Source organism: Tropicimonas sp. TH_r6 (assembly GCF_033101155.1).
Lineage (GTDB): Bacteria > Pseudomonadota > Alphaproteobacteria > Rhodobacterales > Rhodobacteraceae > Tropicimonas.
In genome coordinates this window covers 81,450-96,519 of record NZ_JAWMPX010000002.1, presented here as the reverse complement: position 1 = coordinate 96,519, position 15,070 = coordinate 81,450, and the positions used below count along the sequence as shown (strand labels likewise).

14 protein-coding genes are annotated in these 15,070 nt (G+C 63.8%); 5 read left to right on the top strand and 9 right to left on the bottom strand.

Annotation, left to right across the window (positions count from 1 at the left end):
• Positions 1-37 precede the first annotated feature (37 nt).
• From R3X27_RS02600 to R3X27_RS02590, 3 genes are all read left to right on the top strand, one after another.
• Positions 38-1,042: an MBL fold metallo-hydrolase gene (locus R3X27_RS02600; RefSeq protein WP_317707265.1), complete on the top strand. Its 1,005-nt coding sequence runs from the start codon at positions 38-40 to the stop codon at positions 1,040-1,042.
• Between the two features lie 24 nt (positions 1,043-1,066).
• Positions 1,067-1,834: a nuclear transport factor 2 family protein gene (locus R3X27_RS02595; protein WP_317707264.1), complete on the top strand. Its 768-nt coding sequence runs from the start codon at positions 1,067-1,069 to the stop codon at positions 1,832-1,834.
• Between the two features lie 94 nt (positions 1,835-1,928).
• Entirely contained in the window at positions 1,929-2,771 is an 843-nt protein-coding gene (locus R3X27_RS02590; protein WP_317707263.1) for an SDR family oxidoreductase, read from the top strand.
• 360 nt (positions 2,772-3,131) lie between these two features.
• On the opposite strand, the gene R3X27_RS02585 is transcribed toward R3X27_RS02590, so the two are convergent.
• From R3X27_RS02585 to R3X27_RS02555, 7 genes are all read right to left on the bottom strand, one after another.
• Complete coding sequence (locus R3X27_RS02585; RefSeq protein ID WP_317707262.1) at positions 3,132-4,910, bottom strand: thiamine pyrophosphate-binding protein; 1,779 nt, start codon at positions 4,908-4,910, stop codon at positions 3,132-3,134.
• Complete coding sequence (locus R3X27_RS02580; protein ID WP_317707261.1) at positions 4,910-6,319, bottom strand: aldehyde dehydrogenase family protein; 1,410 nt, start codon at positions 6,317-6,319, stop codon at positions 4,910-4,912. Before R3X27_RS02580 ends, R3X27_RS02585 begins: the two co-directional genes overlap by 1 nt.
• Positions 6,300-7,214, bottom strand: a complete 915-nt coding sequence (locus tag R3X27_RS02575) for a sugar phosphate isomerase/epimerase (RefSeq protein ID WP_317707260.1) — start codon at positions 7,212-7,214, stop codon at positions 6,300-6,302. The genes R3X27_RS02580 and R3X27_RS02575 overlap by 20 nt, the downstream gene beginning before the upstream one ends.
• A gap of 274 nt (positions 7,215-7,488) precedes the next feature.
• Positions 7,489-8,304 carry a citryl-CoA lyase gene (locus R3X27_RS02570; RefSeq protein ID WP_317707259.1) on the bottom strand — a complete coding sequence of 272 codons (816 nt, stop codon included), beginning with the start codon at positions 8,302-8,304 and terminating at the stop codon, positions 7,489-7,491.
• Positions 8,301-9,152, bottom strand: a complete 852-nt coding sequence (locus tag R3X27_RS02565; protein WP_317707258.1) for a shikimate dehydrogenase — start codon at positions 9,150-9,152, stop codon at positions 8,301-8,303. Before R3X27_RS02565 ends, R3X27_RS02570 begins: the two co-directional genes overlap by 4 nt.
• Entirely contained in the window at positions 9,149-11,035 is a 1,887-nt protein-coding gene (locus R3X27_RS02560) for a bifunctional sugar phosphate isomerase/epimerase/4-hydroxyphenylpyruvate dioxygenase family protein (protein WP_317707257.1), read from the bottom strand. Before R3X27_RS02560 ends, R3X27_RS02565 begins: the two co-directional genes overlap by 4 nt.
• A gap of 31 nt (positions 11,036-11,066) precedes the next feature.
• Complete coding sequence (locus R3X27_RS02555; protein ID WP_317707256.1) at positions 11,067-12,116, bottom strand: Gfo/Idh/MocA family oxidoreductase; 1,050 nt, start codon at positions 12,114-12,116, stop codon at positions 11,067-11,069.
• A gap of 205 nt (positions 12,117-12,321) precedes the next feature.
• On the opposite strand from R3X27_RS02555, the gene R3X27_RS02550 reads away from it, so the two are divergent.
• Positions 12,322-12,987, top strand: coding sequence for a GntR family transcriptional regulator (locus R3X27_RS02550; protein ID WP_317707255.1), 666 nt, complete (start codon positions 12,322-12,324; stop codon positions 12,985-12,987).
• A 123-nt stretch (positions 12,988-13,110) separates the two neighbouring features.
• Here R3X27_RS02550 and aroB read toward each other — a convergent pair whose 3' ends face one another.
• Positions 13,111-14,217 (bottom strand): 3-dehydroquinate synthase, encoded by a 1,107-nt coding sequence (gene aroB, locus R3X27_RS02545; protein WP_317707254.1) that lies wholly within the window; start codon positions 14,215-14,217, stop codon positions 13,111-13,113.
• Positions 14,218-14,224: 7 nt separating this feature from the next.
• Positions 14,225-14,818 (bottom strand): shikimate kinase, encoded by a 594-nt coding sequence (locus R3X27_RS02540; RefSeq protein ID WP_317707253.1) that lies wholly within the window; start codon positions 14,816-14,818, stop codon positions 14,225-14,227.
• Positions 14,819-14,932: 114 nt separating this feature from the next.
• Between R3X27_RS02540 and R3X27_RS02535 the strand changes: the two genes are divergently transcribed.
• Positions 14,933-15,067 (top strand): hypothetical protein, encoded by a 135-nt coding sequence (locus R3X27_RS02535; protein WP_317707252.1) that lies wholly within the window; start codon positions 14,933-14,935, stop codon positions 15,065-15,067.
• Positions 15,068-15,070 lie beyond the last annotated feature (3 nt).

The following is a 15,070-nucleotide window of genomic DNA, read 5'->3' as shown; positions in this document are numbered from 1 at the left end:
GAGATTTTTTCCGAAACCCGACCTGAGGATCCCCACGATGCGAAACCTTCTCGCAACAACAACGCTGGCCCTGAGCCTGCTGCCCCTCGTTGTCCTGGCCGACACGCCATTCGACTACGAGGCAACCAAGGCGCACTACAGCACCCGCGACTTCGTCTACGAGCCGTTGCCCGCGCAGGGCTACGGGTTCTACAAGATCGCGGAGAACGCCTGGTTCGTCTATGACGACTTTGAAAACATGGTGTTTTTCGAAACTGACGATGGCGTCGTCGTGGTCGACCCGAAGCCGGATGTCTCGCCCTTCGTGCTCGACGTGATCCCGCAGGTGACGGACAAGCCGATCACCCATGTGGTCTATTCCCACCACCATCGCGACCACAGCCAGGGCGCGCATCTCTTCCCCGAGGAGGCCATTCTGATCGCCTCGAAGGAGACTGCGGATTTGCTGGCCCTTGCCGGGGATCCCAAGCGCCCCATGCCGGATGTGGTCTTCGACACGGATTACGTGCTGGAAACCGGTGGGTTGCGACTGGAGATGCACGATCTGGAGCGGAACTGGCACTCTCAGAGCGACATGCTGATCTGGGCGCCGGAACAGAAGATCCTCTGGGCGATCGACATGTTCCACCCCGATGCCGCGCCGTGGATCCATTTCGGCGAGAGCACCGATCCGTGGTTTGCCTTCGGCCTGCCCGACCGTCTGCTGGCGGAGTATGATTTCAACTTCGTCATCACCGGGCATGAGCGTATCGTCGGCACGCCCGAGCATATGGAGCTCTACAGCAGCTTCATCAAGGACATGAAACAGACCATCGGCGGCATCGTCCAGAGCGACTGGTATCATACCGAGATGGCCGAGGTCGCGACCCGCTATGACGAGTCGGCCGCGCATTACATCTACAAGGCAGGCATCATGACCGCGTCCAATGCCTGCGCCGAACAGATGATCGAGAAATGGGACGGCACCTTGCGCAACGCGCCGCTGAACATGGTCGAGAATTGCCAGACCATGTTCATGCACCAGATCGTTCTGGATCCGTGAAAACAAGAAAAGGGAGTGAAGCCAATGGGAAACGCGCTTGAAAATGTCCGCAATCTCTATCTGGACGGAATCGCGGGCGGCAATGCCCGCGAGGCGGTTCTGAAATATACCGGCCATCGCTACACGCAACACTCGACGGGCGTGGGCGACGGCGCGGAGGGCTTCCTCGCCTTCTTCGAGCCCTTCGTGGAGCGCAATCCGACGCGCGAGATCGAGATCGTCCGCAGCTTTCAGGACGGGCCCTGGGTCTTCTGCAACGCCTATCAGGACCTCAATGACGGTGCTGCCCGCTGGGTCACCACGGACATGTTCTACACCGATGCGGAGGGCAAGATCCTGGAGCATTGGGACACCATCGCCTCCTTCGTCGCCGAGACAGCCTCGGGCGAGGACATGGTGCGCGGCGCGACCGAGATCGACCTCACCGCCGACACCGAGGCCAGCAAGGCGCTGGTGTTGGAATATACCAAGCAGGTGCTGCAACAGGGCGACCGCGACAAGCTCGCGGCGTTCGTTGCCGGCGACCTGATCCAGCGCGCGCCCGGGATCGGCCCCGGCCGCGACGGGCTGGCAGACTGGCTCGCCTCAGAGGCAGCGGGCCGCTACGATATGCTCTTCAAGCTGATCGGCGCAGGCGATTTCGTCGTCACCTATGGCAAGCGCCATGCGGGCGGCAAGGACATCGCCGTCTTCGACATCTACCGGGTCTCGGGCGGTCGGATCGCCGAGCATTGGGAGAATGCAGAGGAGATCTCCCCGCGCGAAAACTGGGGCAATTCCGGCAAGTTCTGAACCCCGCCCCGACCCGGCTCAACACCACATGCAACAGCAAACCACGCCGGAGGGACACTGACCGTTCCCCGGCGCAAGCGAAGGGAACGACATCATGACCATAGCCGTCACCGCCGCCTCCGGACAGCTCGGAGCCGCCATCGCCCGCGCGCTGGTCGCGCTAGACTCCGGCGCTCCCGTCATCGGCCTCGCCCGCTCTCCAGAGAAAGCCGCCGGGCTGGGGATCGAGATCCGTCCCGGCGATTATGACGATCCGGACCAACTCCGCGCCTCGCTGGACGGGGTAGACCGGCTGCTGCTCGTCTCCGGCATGGCCGCGCCGGATGTCCGGATCGGCCAGCATCGCAACGTGATCAACGCCGCCAGGGAAGCCGGCGTGAAGAAGATCGTCTACACCTCTGTGCAGGGCGCCGAGAGCGGCACCAGCTTCTCGCCGATCATCCAGAGCAACCGCCAGACCGAGGCCGATATCCGCGAAAGCGGGCTGGACTGGGCGGTCGGCCGCAACGGGATCTATATCGAACCGGATGTGGACTATCTCGAGAGCTACAAGAAACTCGGCGCGATCATGAACTCCGCCGGCACGGGCCGCTGCGGCTATACCAGCCGCCCCGAGCTTGGGATCGCCTATGCCCACATGCTGACCGAGGCGAAACATGACGGCCAGACCTATTTGCTGCATGGCGAACCGCTGACCCAGACCGAGCTGGTCGGCTATCTCAACCGCACCTTCGGCACCGATCTGACCTATCGCGCGATGGCGCAGGACGCGTTCCTGGGTTTCGAGATCTCCGAACTTGGGGAGTTCCTCGGCACGGTGATCGCGGGGATATACCAGGGCATCCATGATGGCGCGCTCGACCAGCCCAGCGATTTCGAAGCCGCGGCCGGACGGCCGCATCAGAGCTGGGACGACTACTTCTCGGCGCTCGCCTGAGGCTCGAATTACGGACATCTTTTCGCGGCGGCTTGCGAACAGAGCCGCCGTTCGCTGCGGCCACAAAACGCTCCAGCGGTAGCCGTGCCCGCGCCGGACCGTGGGTTGGCGCGGCAACGCCGGAGGTCTGCACTTAATCCCAGCCAGGTCCGAGAAAGATCAGAGCGTTGCGCGCGGGTGGAAAAGCGCCAGACCGCCGGGACGTTCCGGCGCGGGCACGGCGGCGTCGCCTGGTTCCGTGCCCTTCAGCGCTCCGCTCCAACGTCCCCTGCCGGCTCAAGGCGACAGGCCGTGCCGCAAAACAGTCGGTAGTCCCGCCAGCCTCACGCGGAGGGGCGCCTACATCACGTTCCCCTTTTCTCAGGTCGCAACGTGGGACACGTCCCGATCCGGTGAGTAGATGTCGAGGATGTTCCAATGCCCCGTTGTCGGCGTCGGGTTGTTGATCATCGGCACATCCAGCACAGTTGGCCGCCCGCTGGCTATGGCCGCCCGCAGCGCCGGCAACAGCGCGTCGGCGGAGCTGATCCGCACCCCCTCTGCCCCATACGCCCGAGCGATCTCCGCATAGCCCGGCCCGTTGGTCGGCGCTTCGGCCGAGCCGGGGAAGGACGCGCCATAGGTGCTGCCGTAATGCGCTTTCATCAACCCCGCGATGGTGCCGAAAGCGTTGTTGTTCATCACCAGCCATACGATGGCGAGATCCAGCTCAACCGCTGTGGAGAGCATTGCCGGGTTCTGGCCGAAGCCGCCATCGCCGACGAGGCTGAGCACGACGCGGTCAGGGGCGGCGAGCTTGGCACCGATGGCGCCCGGCGGGCCGAAACCCATCGTGGCGAAGCCGCCGGGAGTCAGGATCGAGCCCGGCGTCAGGATGTCGAATTGCTGGCCGACGCCGTTCTTGTTCCAGCCGACATCGGTGGTGATGATCGCGTCTTCCGGCAGGGCCGCGCGGGTGTCCGCGAGGATCCGTTCGGGCATCATCGGGAAGGCAGAGGAGGTCGCCATCTCGCGGTTACTCTCCTTGAAGCCCGCACGGAATTCAGAAATCTTCTCCGTGACTTCCGGCCGCTTGAACCCGTCCGGATAGAGCTCTTTCGCCACCCGCGTCAGCACCTTCAACGCGGCCTTCGCATCGGCCACCGCGCCGATTTCCGTCGGGTAATTGCGGCCGATCTCGGAGGGTTCGATATCGATATGGATGACCTTGGTCTTGTCGGTCTCGCCGCCGATATTGAACGTGTAGCCCGGATACCAGGAGGAGCAATCCGCCTCCTTGAACCGCGTGCCGATGGCGAAGATGTAATCCGCATCGAGGCAGGCCTGGTTGGTCAGCGAGGTGCCCCAGAAGCCGGTCATGCCGAGAACCAGCGGGTGATCGTCGCGCAAAAGCCCCTTGCCCATCAGCGAATGCGCCACCGGGATCTGCATATGGTCGACAAATTCCCGCAGCTCCTCTGACGCCTTCGCCAGCAGGATGCCGCCGCCGGCATAGATCACCGGGCTTTCCGCTTTCGCCAGTCGTTCGACGATCGCGCGCGCCGTCTCGTCGTCAATCGAGGGCTTGACCAGGGCGCGGGTATTCTCCTTGAGCCGATCGAATGTGTGCGACGGGATCACCTGTGAGAACACATCCATCGGCACGTTGACCAGAACCGGCCCCGGCTGACCGCTCTCGGCAAGGTGGAAGGCCTTCTCCAGCACATCCGCCATCAGGTCCGCACGGTCCACGCGCCAGGCGCGTTTCACGAAGGGGCGGTAGATCTCGTATTGCTGCGCATCGCCGTGGAGATTGACTTCCTGATGCGGGTGCTTGCCGTAGTAATGGGTCGGGATGTCGCCGGCGATCACAACCATCGGGATGCAGTCCAGCGCCGCGTTGGCGACACCGGTCGCGCAATTGGTCAGGCCCGGCGAGAGATGCGACAGCACGACAGACGCCCTGCCCTGCACGCGGGCATAGGCATCGGCGGCATGCGAAGCGATCTGCTCGTGGCGCACGGTCACGAAATCGATCGGGCTCTTCTCCAGCGCCGCAAGCACCGAGATATTCGTATGCCCGCAGAGCCCGAAGACATGTTTGACGTCGCGCCGCTCAAGGAAGTCGACGATATGTTCGGCAACGGTCTTCTCGGTCATCATCCAACCTCCCGGCCATAGAACTCCCCGAACAGCTCTTCCTCGGAAGGCCGGTCTTCCGGAATCGGGCGGCTGACCCAAGTGTAGTTCATCATCTGTTTCATGGTGACATTCTCATTGGTGATATTGCCGCCCCAGATCCCGCAACCGAGACTTGAGGTCATCGGCATCCCGTTGGTCCAGGCGCCGGCATTGGCCTTGCTCTGCGGCTGGCGCACCATCATCCGGCTCACGGGGGCCACGCGGGCGAGCGCATCGATATGCGCGTCATCATTGCTGTAGATGCCGCAGGAATGGCCCTTGCCGCCGGTATTGTAGATCTGGCGAACGGTCTCCAGCGCATCCTCAAAACCTGCGAAATGGTAAAGCGCCATGACCGTGGTCAGCTTCTCTTTCGAGAACTTGTACGATGGTCCGATCTGCCCCTGGTTCTCGACCATGAGGAACTTGCGGTCCTCGGGAATGGTGAACCCGGCCACATCCGCTGTCTGCTGCGGCGGGCAGGCGATGGTTGGGAAGGTGCGGTTTCCCTTCTCGTCCCACATCGCGGCCTCTAACTTCGCCTTTTCCTCGTCATTGCAGAGATAACCGCCCTCGGCCTCCAACGCCTTGACCATCTTGTCGTAGATCGAGCGCTGGATGATGATGTTGCCATCCGCCGAACAGCCCGACCCGTAATCCGAGGTCTTGGAGATCCGCGTATTCTCCGCCGCGATCTCGATATCCGCTGTCTCGTCGATGACAATCGAGCTGTTGCCCGCGCCGACGCCGTAAGCCGGTTTGCCCGAGGAATAGGCCGCCCGGACCATCGGCTTGCCGCCGGTGGCCAGCGTCAGATCACAGATCTCCATCAGGTGTTGCGTGAGCGGGATCGAGGGCTGGCGGATCGATTGGAAAAGATCGTCCGGTGCCCCCACGGCGCGACAGGCTGCCCGCATGACCTCGACCATCTCATAGGTCGTGCCAGCCGTGCGCGGATGCGGTGAGAAGATCACCGCATTGCGCGCATTGGCAGCGGAGACGCCGGTGACCGGCGGAGTCATCGCCGGGTTTGTCATCGGGATCAGCGAGGCGATGACCCCCGCGGGCTTGGCGTATTTCACCAGCCCCTTCGCCTCGTCCACTTCGACAATCCCGGTCGAAGGCGTGCGCAGCACGTCGCGCAGCACCATGTGGATCTTGAATCGCTTGGCGGGGCGGCGCGCACGGTCTCCGATGCCGCTCTCGTCCACGCCTTGATGGGCGAGGCGCGTGAAGGTCGCCTCATTGCCGGCATACCAGGCGATCGCCTGGGCGAGCCGGTCGAGATCCGCCTGGCTCCAGTCTTCGATACGCGCCATCGCAACGCGGGCGCGCTCCAGCATCTCGGCGGCCAGGGCGCGTTCTTCTTCAGTGAGCTCTTTGGCCATGGTTTTCCTCTTGTCCTTGAATGGCAGCCATGTCGGGCATGCGGCGGTGGGACCGCGCGTCGCCGAAGGTCTTCTTGGCATGTTGCAGGCAGCGTCGGGCGTGTTCTTCGTAGCCAAGCTCGGCCACGCGCGACTGGTTGGGCAGCTCGATGGAGTAATCCACCGGCGGCATGCGTTCGATGATCCCGGCGAAATCGATCCAGCCCTCGCCCGGATAGAGCCGCGCGTCGCGGGCAAGCTGGATCATGCCCTCGCGCGTGTCGGCAATGCCCGGCAGGCAGTCCGAAATATGCAGGAAGTGGAACAGCTCGCCCGGCACATGTAGCAGCTCGCCAATATCGACGCGGGAGAGGTGCAGGTAGAGCGTGTCCACGAGGATGCCCGCGTTCGGCTTGTCGGCGGCACGCACGATGTCCAGTGCCTCGTCCAATGTGCGCAGGCGCGAAAAGGACGGGAATTCGAGATCGACGGTCAGCCCATAGGGCTCGGCCAACTCGCAGGTCTCGGCATAGCAATCGACAAGGAAGTTGCGGTCGTCGCGCGTGTTGGTCCAGGCGGACATGATGATCCGCTTTGCGTTCAGCTCGCCGCCCAGCTCCAGCGCAGGCTCGAAGCTGCGCGGGTCGCAATCCTCGGTGATCCGCGCCAGCTCGACATCGAGCACCTCGAGGCCCGTCGTGTCCAGCGCCGTCTTCGTGGCCTGGATCTGGGCCTTCGAGACCGGCGACTGGATAAATTCGCCGGCGACATTCATCGGGATGAATCGCGGGCTGACCGCATCATAGCCCGCCCGCGCGGCGATATAGACCAGCTCCGGCGCAGTGGCGTTTATCAACGTCAGATGCGCCAGCGAATAGAGCGAACGGTGCGCCACACTCTCCTCCAGAGTTTTCATGGATCTCTCCTCCTGCCAGCACTCAAGATGGAATGCTCATTCATTTGCAAAAATATCTGATATTTTGGAAATTATCAAGCCGTTCTGTCTCCGCTGTGACCGGCTAAAAACCGTCGATCATAGCGGTTGCACGCTAACCACCAATTGCCACGCCAGCCGGCGACCGGCTCTCGAAAATTGTCCTTTTTTTAATGTGGTTACCGGCCAATCCGAACAGGCTTCGGCGGACCCGGCAGGGCCGGTCCATCAGGTTTTAAACCGAACCTGCCGAAGGTTATTCTGCTTGAGGGGCATATCTCGGCAGGTAGTCCGGCGGCATCGGCCCCTTGTTGCGCCCGCCCTGTTGCATCTGTTCCCACCCATGGGCCAGCACGCCGACCGAGCGCGAAAGACAAAAGAGTCCGCGCGCAAGCGGGGGGGGGAAGCCCAGCTCGCAGAAGATGACAGCGGTCGAGCCGTCGATATTCATCGCGATGGGCTGGCCGCCGCGCTGGCGGGCCAGCTCCGCCTGCACCTCCTCGCCAATCCCGGCAAAGCGTCCCGAGACCGTTCCCTCGGCGGCAGCATCGCGGACAAGCGCCATCAGGCGGGGCGCGCGCGGGTCGTTGGGCTTGTGGAAGCGGTGGCCATAGCCGGAGACGATCTTGCCATATCGGGCGCGCCAGGCATCGAGCCCGTCGCGCACGGCGTCCTGCAAGCGCGCGCCCTCATCCATCCGCGCAGCAATATCATAGAACAGCTCCGCGCATTGCTCCCCTGCCCCGCCATGCACATCGCCCAGCATGTTCACGCCCGTCGCCATCACGTTGTTGAGCCCCACGCCGCAGGTCGCGGCCATCCGCGCGGCGGCTATGGAGGGCGCTTGCGGTCCGTGGTCAACACCGGCCACGAGGGCGGCCTCGAAGAGCCGGGCCTGCGGCGCGGTCGGAATCTCGCCCAGCACCATCATCCAGATCATCTGCGGGAAGCTGACAGTGCCGATCAGCTCCTCGACAGGCGTGCCGCGAAAGGCGATGCGGCCGGGGGCCATGTCGATGATGGAGGTGCGCCACCAGTCGCGGATGGCGGCTGCGTCAACTGTCTCGGTCATGGGTTTTCTCCGTCGAGCATGGCGTCGAGCGAGGCGGCCATGCGGGTCGTGTCCGGGGCCTGCCCGGTGATGAGTTCGAAGGCCTCGACCGCCTGGTAGAGGGCCATCCGGGTCCCCGCCAGCGCCGGCATGCCGCGCGCACGGGCGCTGCGCAACAGCTCGGTCTCGCGCGGGAAATAGACGATATCGGCGATCCAGGCGCTGGCGGGCAGGCGCGCGGGGTCAAGCGCCATGCCGGGATGGTTTTCCATGCCGACAGGGGTCGCGTTGACCATCCCGTCGAGCGTGTCCAGTGCGACTTTCTGCACCGTCTCATGCGGTGTGATCGGGATAGAGGGATAGGCGCGCAAGAGCCGGCGCGCGACCTCCTCTGCCTTGCCCGGCACCGGGTCGAGCACGTCCAGCCTCTTCACCCCAAGCCCGAGCAGCGCCATGCCCACGGCCGGCCCGGCCCCGCCCGCGCCGAGCAGCAACACGTGGCGACGGGCCCAACCGGCCCCGCCCGCCTCGAAGGCGCGCTGGAATCCCGGCAGGTCGGTGTTGTGGGCAATGCGCCGATTGTCCCGGAACAGCACCGTGTTGGAAGCGCCGATGGCGCGGGCCATGAGCGAGACCTCGTCGACCCAGCCCAGCACGGCAGTCTTGAAAGGATGGGTGACATTGACCCCGGCATAGCCCTCGGCCTCGGCGAAACGGATCATCTCTAGCAGGGTCTTGTGGGACCAGGGCGGCATGGCGGTGTCGAAGCGCTCATAGCTGTAGTCCAGCCCGAGCGCGCGCCCCTCCTGTTCATGCATGGCCGGCGTCAACGAGGCACCAATCCCGTGACCGATCAACGCTGCCTTCATGCCATCTCCTCCGCCACATGTTGCAGATGCTGGGCCTGCGCGGCCAGCCGGATCGCGGCATTTCGGGCGCCATAGCCCTGATAGCCGCCCCTGCGTTGTACGATCTCGAAAAAGAAGCCGTTGAAGATCGGCTGCGAATAGATCTGGAAATACTCGCCCTTCCCGTCGCGATCATAGAGGATATTGCCCGCCCGGAGCCGATCGATCAACGCATCTTCCAGCCCGAAACTCCCGTGCAGGTCGTCATGGTAATTCGGCGAGATTGCCAGCCGCGGGAAACCCGCCGCCTCCAGCAGGGCCGAGGTCTCGAAGATGTCATCGGTCAGCAGTGCAATATGCTGCACCCCTGCCCCGTCAGCGCCTTTCAGGAAGGAGCCGGCCAGCGTTTGCTGCCCTTCCGCGCCATTCAGGTTGAGCCGGATCTCGCCCTCCGGCGTCTCGATGGCCTGGGAGCGGACGACGCCTGACGGGTCCGCCACGTTGACGGTGGGCGATTTCTTCATCTCGAAAGTCGAGATGTAATAGAGCAGCCAGTGCTGCATCTCGTCATAACGCATGGTCTGGGCGACATGGTCGATGCGGCGGATGCCAGCGGGCTGCGTGGCTTCCGCCTTGGCGACCGGCTCGAACTCGATATCCCAGACCCGGTGCAGATTGCTTTGCTGGTCGATGAAATGCACCACATTGGCGCCGATGCCGCGAATGGCCGGGATTTGCAGCTCGCCCGTGCCGACCGGTTGTCGGAATTCCGGCGTGCCGAGGGCGGCGGCGCGCGCCACGGTCTGCGCGGCGTCCTTCACCCGCATCCCCATATCGCAAACACTCGGTCCATGTTCGAGGAACGCCTCGCGGGCAAACCCCTCCCGGTCCGTGTTCACCACGATATTCACCGCGCCCTGTCGCCAGAGCTCGACGGATTTCGAGACATGCCGCCGTTCCATCCGGAAACTGAGCGTCTCCAGCAGTTTCGTCAGCTGCGCGCCGCTCACGTCGTCGGCGGCGAACTCGATGAACTCCCAGCCCGTCGCATGGACCCGCTCCGGCAGCCGGTCGATGCCGAAATCGAGATCCGGCTCGGTGGCGGAGACATCGTTGAGCAGGTTGACCAGCGCGCGGAACCCGTCCGTGGCAAGGCTTGCGCTGGCCGGATCGCCCTCGTTGACGCGCGCCAGCGACCACGGCCCGCGATAGCCCGAGCGCGCCAGCACCCGGACGAAGCCGGCAAGATTGAGCCGCCCCTGCCCGGGCAACAGGCTGAAATGCCGCTTCAGGTGGCGGATATCGCCATCAATGGCCGGGGCGTCGGAGAGTTGGACATGGAAGATCTTCTCGCCGGGAATGTCGCGCAGACGGGCGGGCTTCGAGCCATCGGCCAGCGAGAAGAAAGAGTTCAGGGCGAGGCCGAGCGCGGGGTGATCGACCTGTTGCACCAGCTCAAACGCTTGCATCTCGGTGGTGACATGGCGCGCCCAGGGCAGCGCGAGACAGGCCAGACGCAGCTCATGTGCCGCGGCGCGCTCGGCGGCTTCGGCGAGATCGGCGGCGATACGGGCGCTGTCTTCCGAATACTCCGTGCTGGTCGCGGTGCCGAGCAGCAGCGTCTCTGCGCCCATCCGCGCCATCAGGTCGAGCTTGCGTTCCAACCGGTCAAAGACCTGTGCGCGCGCTTCTGTCGGGGCGCCTTCGAGATCGTGGAAGCTCTTGAGCAGCGCGATGCGCAACCCGAGATCGCTCGCGATGCGGTGCAAATCCTCGGCGCTTCCTTCGTATCCGGTGAAATCCGGCTCATGCAGCTCGACAGCGGTGAAGCCCGCCGCAGCGATGGCCTCCAGCTTTGCGGGCAGGCTGCCGGGAACGAAAGTGGTGGCGATGGAGAGTGTCATGGATCTGTCCGATCTTGGCGATGATGGGGGCTCAGTCGCGGGAAATCTCGACCGCGTCGCCGCTGGCCGCCGCGCTCTGGATCGCTTCGATGACGCGCAAGGTCCGCAATCCTTCAAGCCCGCTGACCAGCGGGGCCGCGTCACCCCGGATCACCTGCGCGAAATGGGCGATCTGGTTGAGCAGCGGGTCGGAGCTGTCGCGGGTGAGAGAGGTGGCGGAGATCGGCGTCCACCAATCGCGCGTGGCGCCATGGCTCCAGATCCGCAGATCCGGCAGCGAGAGCGAGCCGTGGCTGCCGCCGATCAGGTAGCAACTCTCTGCGGTGCGCGGGTAGATCGGATATTCCTGCGCGGTCAACTCCCAGCTCCAGGGCGCGACGATGGCGTCGGAGACGGTGATCGTGCCGATGGCGTCATTCTCGAAGCGGAATACGGCGGCGGCCACATCCTCGTTCTCATAGCCCCGGATCGAGGGCGTGGCCTCGGCGCGCACAGAGGTGATCTCGCCGCAGAGATGCCGGATCAGGTCCACGTCATGGGCGAGATTGACCGAGATCGGCCCCGCCCCCTTCGCCTTGCGCCAGGGCGCGACGTCGTAATAGCTCTCCGGCTTGTAGAACCAGGCGCTGGCCTGTACGGCCCGCACCTGCCCGATCTCACCGCCGGAAATCAGTTCGAACGCTTTCTTGATCAACGGGTTATGGCGCCTGTGATGACCAACCAGCAACGGAACACCCGCCGCCTCTGCCGCCGCGACCAGCTCGGCGGCGGCCTGCGCCGAGGTCGCCAGCGGCTTCTCCACCAGCGCCGGGCAACCGCGCGCGACGCAGAGCATCGCCTGATCGACATGGAGCGGCGTCGGCGTCGACAGGATCACGCCATCGGGCGACAGCGCGTCAAACATCGCCTCCAGCGTCTCGTAAATGGTCAGCCCGGCGTCTTCGGCATAGGCGCGCGCCTCGGGGCTCGGATCGACCACGGCGGCGATCTCCGTCCCTGCCGTCTGCCGGATCGCCGCCACATGCCGCCGCCCGACAAGCCCGATCCCGGCCACGACAAGTTTCACCACTGTCTCGCTCATGCCGTCGCTCCCGAAATCACGGCCTCCTCCCATGTCGCCCACACACGCAGCGCGACTCGGCCCGTTCCGCAAAGATTAGCCGCAACAGCGGATACTTTCAATAATGTCTGATATTTTTTGACAGTGCGGAGGGCTTCGTGATATTGAGCGACTGTCATGACCCCTCTATATTCATGACGAATTTGAAAATATCAGATGCGAGCAGATGACGAACCAACCACAGACAGTCGGCTCAACCACCTATCAGCGGATCAAGCGCGACATCATATTTGGCGTCCTGTCGCCCGGGGCGAAGCTCAAGCTGGAGCCGCTCAAGGCGCAGTATTCGGCCAGCCTGTCGACCCTGCGCGAGACGTTGAACCGGCTGGCGAGCGAAGGTTTCGTCGATGCGCCGGAGCAACGCGGCTTCTTCGTGACACCGGTTTCGGCGGAGGATCTCGTCGAGGTTGCCAATCTGCGGGTTCTGCTGGAATGCCACGCGCTGGAGCTGTCGGTTGCCAATGGCGATACGGATTGGGAGGGCAATCTCGTCGCCGCACATCACAAGCTGCACCTGCTGGAACAGCGGATGCTGGAGGGTGACAGCTCGGAGGTCGAGCTGTGGAAACGCTATGACTGGGAATTCCACCAGGCGCTGATCCAGGCCTGCGACTCGCGGAACCTGCTGGAGCTGCATGCGCGGCTCTATGATAAATACCTGCGATACCAGATGCTTGTCATGACCAACCGCGGCACGGTGGCGGTGGAGGAGCACCGGGCAATGTTCGACGCGGCGTTGGCGCGGGATGCGTCCCTGGCGCGGGAACATCTCGAAGCCCATATCCGGAAGGGTCTGACCTATACGCTTGCGCATATGCGCGAGACGGCCTGAGCCGGCAGCCACCGATCGCGGCAGTCAAAGGCAACCGAAAGGACAGCCGTGCCAATCAGCGCTCGAATCAGAAACGCATCCTGCAGTTATTCACTTCAAAAACAATCAATTACAGCGCGACCTTCACCTGCCAAGCTCATCCCGCAACAATCGCAGAACCTCGGCGCTCGGCACGTCCGCAGACACGAAAGCCCGACCGATCCCGCGCGTCAGAACATACCGCATCTGACCGCCCACAACCTTCTTGTCCTGCCCCATCAGTTCCAGCAGAGCTTCGGCCGAAGGCAACTCGCCCGGGATGTCCCCCAGATCGACCTTCATCCCCATCCGGCGCAAATGCGATCGCACCCGGCTCGGATCTTCCTGCGAGGACAGGCCCAGCCGCGCCGAAAGCTCGATGGCCAGCGCACAGCCGATCGCAACGCCCTCGCCATGTAGCAGCCGGTCCGAATAACCCGTCGCCGCCTCCAGCGCATGGCCGAAGGTGTGACCAAGATTGAGCAGCGCACGGTCGCCTTGCTCGGTCTCGTCTCGGGTCACGATATCGGCCTTCATCTGTACAGACCACTTGACCGCCGCGATCCGCGCCCCGACATCGCCCGCCGCGAGCGCCGGGCCGGTTTCTTCCAGCCATTCGAAGAATTTCAGATCTCCGAGCAGCCCGTATTTCACCACCTCGCCATAGCCGGCCAGGAAATCGCGTTCCGTCAACGTGCCCAGCACATCGACATCCGCCAGCACGAAGCTCGGTTGATAGAAAGCCCCGATCAGGTTCTTGCCGGAGGGCGAATTGATCGCGGTCTTGCCACCGACGGAACTGTCGACCTGCGCCAGCAGCGTTGTCGGGATTTGAACGAAGCGGATGCCGCGCCGCACGATCGAGGCCGCAAAGCCCACGAGATCGCCGATCACCCCGCCGCCGAAGGCGATGATCATGTCGGACCGCTCGATTTTCTCCTCGAGCAGCCACTCGACACAGCTTTGGAGATGCGGCCAGGATTTCGTTGCCTCTCCCGGCGGCAGGATCAGCGAGACGCTCTTGATTCCCTCCTCGGCCAGAGACGCCTTCAACGCTTCCAAATGCAACCCGGCAACCGTCTCGTCGGTGACGATGGCCACGAGCGGGCGCTTGAGGAAAGGCGCGACGCGATAGCCCGCCCGCGCCATGATCCCGGAGCCAATGCCGACATCATAGGACCGTTCTCCCAGCGGCACATGAACGATTTCCATGACTCGATTACTCCCCAAACACGTCCGGCCGGCCTTCGAGCGCCTCAATCACCTTCCCGACCATGTCAGCGATGGCATATTCGGGGCGCGCGGGCACGGCGAGATCGGCCAGGGCGTAGATCGGCGCCCGGACCGTAAAGATTTCCTCAAGGGTTGCACGCGGATCGGAGGTACGCAACAGCGGTCGCGTCTCCTTGTGCTTCACCCGGTTCCAGAGCAGGTCGATATCGGCATCGAGCAGGACAGACACACCGCGCTCGTGGATCATCTGGCGATTTCGCTCCGCAAGGAAGGCGCCGCCGCCGGTGGACAGGATGCCCGGCGCGCCGTCGAGCAGGCGCGAGATCACCTCGGCCTCGCGATCCCGGAAGAAGACCTCGCCATCGCGGGTGAATATCTCGGCAATCGGCATTTGCGCCGCAGCGACGATCTCGGCATCACTGTCGAGAAAGGGCACGCCGAGTCGCGCCGCCAGCGCCGTCCCCACGGCCGTCTTGCCCGCGCCCATCATGCCCACCAGAACAACCGTCTTCTTCAGTCGCGCTGTCAAACCCGCCTCCTTATTTGCCCGTTTTCGCCTGTCGCGCGGCAATTCCGGCATCACTTCGCCGAGTGAAAAATTATCTCCCTCAATGGCGTGAATTCGCCCGGGATGCCATGTATAAATTCCCCGAACGCGTCGTGGAAGGCGCGCGGAAAGAAGGCAGGCGAAAAGATGTGGCGACTGATCAAACTACTGCTCTACCTCGTGGTGCTGGCCGGAATCGGTCTTGTCGGCTACGCCTATATCGCCGATCTCACCCCGAGCCAGACGCGCGTCAGCGAACCGGTCACGCTGGATGTGAACTGACCC

What these genes read in the sequence shown, in the direction of transcription:
- R3X27_RS02565 (WP_317707258.1), bottom strand. Translation starts at nt 9,152, where the DNA reads ATGAAGGCAGCGTTGATCGGTCACGGGATTGGTGCCTCGTTGACGCCG.
- R3X27_RS02535 (WP_317707252.1), top strand. Translation starts at nt 14,933, where the DNA reads ATGTGGCGACTGATCAAACTACTGCTCTACCTCGTGGTGCTGGCCGGA.
- R3X27_RS02550 (WP_317707255.1), top strand. Translation starts at nt 12,322, where the DNA reads ATGACGAACCAACCACAGACAGTCGGCTCAACCACCTATCAGCGGATC.
- R3X27_RS02595 (WP_317707264.1), top strand. Translation starts at nt 1,067, where the DNA reads ATGGGAAACGCGCTTGAAAATGTCCGCAATCTCTATCTGGACGGAATC.
- R3X27_RS02585 (WP_317707262.1), bottom strand. Translation starts at nt 4,910, where the DNA reads ATGACCGAGAAGACCGTTGCCGAACATATCGTCGACTTCCTTGAGCGG.
- R3X27_RS02600 (WP_317707265.1), top strand. Translation starts at nt 38, where the DNA reads ATGCGAAACCTTCTCGCAACAACAACGCTGGCCCTGAGCCTGCTGCCC.
- R3X27_RS02580 (WP_317707261.1), bottom strand. Translation starts at nt 6,319, where the DNA reads ATGGCCAAAGAGCTCACTGAAGAAGAACGCGCCCTGGCCGCCGAGATG.
- R3X27_RS02570 (WP_317707259.1), bottom strand. Translation starts at nt 8,304, where the DNA reads ATGACCGAGACAGTTGACGCAGCCGCCATCCGCGACTGGTGGCGCACC.
- R3X27_RS02560 (WP_317707257.1), bottom strand. Translation starts at nt 11,035, where the DNA reads ATGACACTCTCCATCGCCACCACTTTCGTTCCCGGCAGCCTGCCCGCA.
- R3X27_RS02540 (WP_317707253.1), bottom strand. Translation starts at nt 14,818, where the DNA reads ATGCCGGAATTGCCGCGCGACAGGCGAAAACGGGCAAATAAGGAGGCG.
- R3X27_RS02575 (WP_317707260.1), bottom strand. Translation starts at nt 7,214, where the DNA reads ATGAAAACTCTGGAGGAGAGTGTGGCGCACCGTTCGCTCTATTCGCTG.
- aroB (WP_317707254.1), bottom strand. Translation starts at nt 14,217, where the DNA reads ATGGAAATCGTTCATGTGCCGCTGGGAGAACGGTCCTATGATGTCGGC.
- R3X27_RS02590 (WP_317707263.1), top strand. Translation starts at nt 1,929, where the DNA reads ATGACCATAGCCGTCACCGCCGCCTCCGGACAGCTCGGAGCCGCCATC.
- R3X27_RS02555 (WP_317707256.1), bottom strand. Translation starts at nt 12,116, where the DNA reads ATGAGCGAGACAGTGGTGAAACTTGTCGTGGCCGGGATCGGGCTTGTC.